This window comes from Paenisporosarcina sp. P4_E4_2, assembly GCF_056401595.1.
In genome coordinates, this window is the sequence record NZ_JBFUJC010000232.1 from 1 (window position 1) to 5,077 (window position 5,077).

Consider the following 5,077-nt stretch of genomic DNA (forward strand, 5'->3'; position numbering starts at 1 on the left):
GACTAAAATTTCGCTTTTCTATTCAGCTGGTACGTGCCATAATATAGCGATTGTACCTTCACCAGCATGAACTGCCAGGACCGAACTGATGGCACCTACGCGAACTTCCAAGCCGGGTACTTTCTCTTGAATCAGGTTTTTTAATGCTTCCGCTTGCTCCGCAACATTGCCATGCATCAAGTCAATCGAACGTACGTTATCCTGTTCATAAGCGGCAACGGCTTTATCGACTAAGTAGTTGAGCGCTTTCTTTTGGGAACGAACTTTATCAAACGCTTTCAATTCACCTTCTGCAGTAATTTGGATGATCGGTTTTACTTGCAATAAGCTTCCCAAGAAAAATTGAACGCCATTCATGCGTCCGCCTTTATATAGTTGGTTCAAGTTTCCTATTAAAATATAATTGCGCAAGTTTTTCACTTCGTTACGAAGTTGTGCTGCAATTTCTTCCAGTTTCATTCCACGTTCTTGCAAAACGATTCCGCGTTCTACAAGTTTGGTAATGCCTGTAGAAAGAGCAAGAGAGTCAACGCATTCCATATGGACTTCTGCAATTTCTGCACCTGTTTTGGATGAAGATATCGTTCCGCTCAATTTCGCTGATACATGCACAGCCAGAATAGCTTCATAGTTTTCACTAATTTGTTCATAGAGTTTGGCAAATTCACCTGCAGCTGGTTGTGAAGTCTTTGGGAATTCTTCTGCATTCCGAATACGATCATAAAGTTCATCCGAAGTTAAATCAATTCCATCCGCATATTGTTCCTGTCCAAAATGGATGGCTAATGGTACAACATGTACATCGGGGTGGGCAGCAAGTGTATCGCTGATATAAGCGGTACTATCCACAACCCATGCAATTGGTTTTTTTGACATCTAGTAAACACCCTATCTTTAATTAAAAATTTCGACTATTTATTAATATAACATGAAAAGTATTTTCTCGCGATGGTGTATGGTTTAAACAGAAATAAAGCTATTCACTTCATAATGTTACGAGCGTTTCCATTTTTGTTCATCCAAAGATTGTTTGATGTCAAAGCGATGTCGATACATTATGAGAAGTATGGCAAGTACGATTGGCCATGCGTTTTGAAGTTCATTTAAATAGAGTACTGATCCAATATACGCAAAATAAGCTATAATCATGCTCAGTGTTGCACTTCGAATGATCGGAAACACCAGTAAAAAGACAACAATGAACGTCAATGCAAATAATAGATTGAATGTCAGGCCAATTCCGACGAAAGTGGCAATGCCTTTTCCGCCTCTACCTTTCAACCAAAAAGGAAAGATATGTCCGCATATGACCAACAGACCACCCATTGCCACTGCCCATTCGGCAAAGCCGAAATAGTTTCCTGCAAAGATTACCAATACACCTTTCAAGGCATCACCTAAAAAAGTGAGCAGAAATGCGAAATTGCCAATCACGGCTCCTGCATTGCGCGCTCCTAAATTACCGCTTCTGTAGTGGCGTAAATCGGTTTTATACAATTTCCCTACCCACCAGGCGGTCAGAATATTGCCCACTAAATAGCTGGCCAAGAAATAAATGATCATGCGAACACCCCGAAAATGCTTTCTTTCTATTATGAAGGAAAAGCAGGGTTTGGGAAATAACAATTAAAATAGGGAGGACCAATAAAGATTGTGATTTTGTTCCTAAACCGTGCACCTTCATATTTTCCCAAAACAAAAAAGCCTACGTCTTGTCGCAGGCCTCAAATTCGCATTCTTCATGAAATGGAACTGTCTTGCTCATCGTCAGTCTCATACACTTTCTCCGGCATATTTAGCACGAATATCCAAGAATGTATCGATGTTTTGGAAAAACAAATCAACCAATTTCGGATCGAAATGTTTCCCGCGTTGTTCCATTATATAATTTAATATTTTAGCAATGGGCCATGCTCGTTTGTAAACCCTTCACTTGATAAGGCATCGAAGACATCAGCGATCGCCGTGATTCTTCCGTAAATATGAATCTCGTTTTCTTTCAATCCGTTCGGATACCCACTTCCATCCCATTTTTATCTGGAATGACAACTCGGTCTATCCCATGTGCTACAATAGTCTGTAGTTGATGATTTTTAAAATTGTAGAGCCAAACCGTGCAACGATCTGTTCCTTTATTGGTTCATTCTGTCGTTTTATAATGTCTGTAACTGCTGTTGCACACTTAGGAGTTGGTTTGTTGCTAATGGGTGCAATCACTCTACTGTTCTTAAGTCATTTATTTTTGGACAGTCGTATATTTGTTGCATGGTGGGTTAAACAAATCATGAGAACAGAAGGCCAGGAAGCCAAGTGGCTCAGCATTATGGTCGATCAGATTTTCCACGTAATTTTTTAGGTGATATCGCACACTTTTGGTTTTAACTATTTAGCGAAAAGGGGAACTTACACACATGAATGAACAATCTTTATCAGTACGCGAAGCAATACTTCAACGTCGCTCGGTCAAAAATTTCAACGGACAACCTGTGGAACGCGAAACATTAATGACAGTTTTGGATGAAGCTAAATGGGCACCAAATCACGGAAATCGTGAGCCTTGGAGATTGGTTGTCGCTTGTGGGAAAGAATTGAATGAACTACATACAGTGTTGCGAGAGTTTGGCGTAACAAAATGGAAAGATCTTTCTGAAGACGAGTTAACGAAACAAATGAAGAAATTCACTAGCCCAGGGGCATATGCATTTGTCATTGTTAATGAAGACGTCCGTCAAAAAGAACGGTTGGAAGACTATGCAGCTACAAGTTGTTATATCCAAAATGCTCAACTGCTTGCTTGGGATTTGGGAATCGGTTCATGTTGGAAAACTCCGCCATTCATTGATGCTCCAAAATTCCGTGAAGCACTAGGGGTTAAACAAGGTGAGCGCATCATCAGCATGTTGCAGTTTGGATATTTCGATGAAATGCCAAAAGCAAGACCACGCAAAGATGTTGAGGAATTCATTACATTTTTCGGTACAAACAACTAAAAACTAAAAAAATCCCGGTTCTTCGCAGTGATTGCGAGAACCGGGATTTTCTTATGGTCTTATTTCTTCAAATCTTGTGCAGTGAATTGTGCAATTTCATGATAGTAATCGCCAATTACTCGTAGACCTTGATCGAAATTTTCCAAATGGAAATGCTCATTTGGTGCATGGAAATTTTCAGAAGCAAGGCCGAAGCCCATAAGAACTACTGGTAATCCTAGAATTTCATCAAAAGCAGCGACAATCGGAATTGAGCCTCCACCACGGACATAAGCAGTTGGCACATTATATACTTTTTCGTATGAACGGCCAGCTGCTTGAATCGCCGGATGGTCGAAAGGTGTGATAAATGGTTTTCCTTTATCAAACTCCGTAACTTCAACTGTTACCCCAACAGGTTTATGCTTTTCAATATGTGCCGTTAATTTCTCAACGATTTCATCAGGATCTTGATCGGGAACCAAACGACATGTAATTTTGGCTCCTGCTTCTGCAGGAAGTACCGTCTTAATCCCTTCACCAGAGAATCCACCGAAAACGCCATTGATTTCCAAAGTAGGACGCACCCACGTACGTTCTAAATGTGTAAATCCTTTTTCACCAAATAAGGCATCCACACCAAGTTCTTCTTTTAAAGCTTCTTCATTAAAGTCCAGTTCTGCATAGGCAGCACGTTCCTCATCTGTTATTGCGCGAACGTTATCATAGAAGCCCTCTACTAGAATCGTTCCTTCTGCATCACGGAAAGAATCCAGCACTTCGACCAGTGCGTGAATTGCATTTTGTACGCCGCCCCCGTATAGACCGGAATGAAGGTCACTTTTCGCACCTTTCACTTCAATCTGAACACCTGTTAAGCCGCGCAAGCCGTAGCAAACAGCTGGTTTACCTGGTCCTTGCATACCTGTGTCTGAAATGACAATAATATCGGCCGCAAGTTTTTCAGTATTTGCCAAGACATATTCAGGTAAATTCGGGCTACCGATTTCTTCTTCACCTTCGATACAGAATTTCACATTCACAGGAAGAGTACCTTCAGTTTGCATCAATGCTTCCACGGCTTTAACATGCATGTATACTTGTCCTTTATCATCACTTGCGCCGCGTGCAAAAAGTTTATTGTCACGAACTTGAGGATTGAAAGGTTCGGATTCCCACAAGTTTAAAGGGTCAACTGGTTGTACGTCATAATGTCCATAAATCAAAAGAGTCGGCTTCCCCTCTGCATGCAGCCAATCTGCATATACAACAGGATGCCCCTTGGTTTCATCGATTGAAACATTTTCCAGACCTACTGATTTCATTGATTCAGCTAACCATTCTGCAGCAGTTTTCATGTCATCTTTGTGATCAGATAATGCACTAATACTTGGAATGCGCAGAAACTGTTTTAATTCGTCTAAATGCTCTTCACGCTTCGTTTCAAAATATGTGTTCAATGATTGTAAATGACTCAATGGGAATCCCTCTTTTCACAAAATTTCGAGAATGGAAATAGTATATCATATTCTATTGATAGTTATATATATTGGAAATGAGACATGGGATTTCGGAATATGCTATGATAAGGCTACTAAAAATTGAGCGAAACTTTTGACTCATATAGGAGGAAACACGGTTAATGGAATTTATAGGTTTAGCCATTAGTTTAATGTTGTCGTTTTTCTTTTCAGGTAGTGAAACGGCACTCACAGCAGTAAATAGGATGAAGGTCCAGCTTCGTGCAGAACAAGGTGACAGAATGTCGCAAAAACTTCTCTTGTTAATCGCGAAACCGGACCGCATGATAACAACGATTCTAATCGGGAATAATATCGTAAATATAGCAATGCCGACGATCTTAACATTAATTGCAATTAATTATGACTGGGATATTGCGCTTGCAACTGCCATCTTGACGATCATTATCATCATTTTTGGAGAAGTGCTACCTAAAACGATTGCAGTTACATTCTCAGATCGAATTGCTTATATTGTTGCACCATTTATTGCAATTCTCGTTCAAATTTTACGCCCCCTGACGTTTTTGATTGCGAAGTTTACCAATGTATTCATTCGCGTTATCTCTAAAGGTGCTGTAAAAGAAG

General features: G+C 40.2%; 7 protein-coding genes. 3 read left to right on the forward strand and 4 right to left on the reverse strand.

Features of this window, described 5'->3' with window-relative positions; all coding sequences use genetic code 11:
* Positions 1-18 precede the first annotated feature (18 nt).
* The 3 genes from AC1DSB_RS14215 to AC1DSB_RS14225 all read right to left on the reverse strand — a co-directional run bounded on the left by AC1DSB_RS14215 (position 19) and on the right by AC1DSB_RS14225 (position 2,003).
* Entirely contained in the window at positions 19-876 is an 858-nt protein-coding gene (locus AC1DSB_RS14215; RefSeq protein ID WP_342542215.1) for a DegV family protein, read from the reverse strand.
* Positions 877-993: 117 nt separating this feature from the next.
* Positions 994-1,563, reverse strand: coding sequence for a glycerol-3-phosphate acyltransferase (locus AC1DSB_RS14220; RefSeq protein ID WP_477530816.1), 570 nt, complete (start codon positions 1,561-1,563; stop codon positions 994-996).
* A gap of 326 nt (positions 1,564-1,889) precedes the next feature.
* A complete protein-coding gene (locus AC1DSB_RS14225) occupies positions 1,890-2,003 on the reverse strand; it encodes a hypothetical protein (RefSeq protein WP_477530817.1) in 114 nt (37 codons plus the stop codon).
* 83 nt (positions 2,004-2,086) lie between these two features.
* On the opposite strand from AC1DSB_RS14225, the gene AC1DSB_RS14230 reads away from it, so the two are divergent.
* The gene (locus AC1DSB_RS14230; protein ID WP_477530818.1) at positions 2,087-2,356 is read left to right on the forward strand and encodes a hypothetical protein; all 270 of its coding nucleotides are present in this window, start codon (positions 2,087-2,089) and stop codon (positions 2,354-2,356) included.
* A gap of 55 nt (positions 2,357-2,411) precedes the next feature.
* Positions 2,412-2,990 carry a nitroreductase family protein gene (locus AC1DSB_RS14235; RefSeq protein WP_477530819.1) on the forward strand — a complete coding sequence of 193 codons (579 nt, stop codon included), beginning with the start codon at positions 2,412-2,414 and terminating at the stop codon, positions 2,988-2,990.
* A 59-nt stretch (positions 2,991-3,049) separates the two neighbouring features.
* Here AC1DSB_RS14235 and AC1DSB_RS14240 read toward each other — a convergent pair whose 3' ends face one another.
* Positions 3,050-4,447: a dipeptidase gene (locus AC1DSB_RS14240; protein ID WP_016428357.1), complete on the reverse strand. Its 1,398-nt coding sequence runs from the start codon at positions 4,445-4,447 to the stop codon at positions 3,050-3,052.
* 164 nt (positions 4,448-4,611) lie between these two features.
* On the opposite strand from AC1DSB_RS14240, the gene AC1DSB_RS14245 reads away from it, so the two are divergent.
* The coding region (locus AC1DSB_RS14245; protein ID WP_477586938.1) for a CNNM domain-containing protein at positions 4,612-5,077 on the forward strand (466 nt) is incomplete at its 3' end.

Coding starts and splice junctions, on each gene's coding strand:
- AC1DSB_RS14220 (WP_477530816.1), bottom strand. CDS start 1,563: ATGATCATTTATTTCTTGGCCAGCTATTTAGTGGGCAATATTCTGACC.
- AC1DSB_RS14230 (WP_477530818.1), top strand. CDS start 2,087: ATGATTTTTAAAATTGTAGAGCCAAACCGTGCAACGATCTGTTCCTTT.
- AC1DSB_RS14215 (WP_342542215.1), bottom strand. CDS start 876: ATGTCAAAAAAACCAATTGCATGGGTTGTGGATAGTACCGCTTATATC.
- AC1DSB_RS14235 (WP_477530819.1), top strand. CDS start 2,412: ATGAATGAACAATCTTTATCAGTACGCGAAGCAATACTTCAACGTCGC.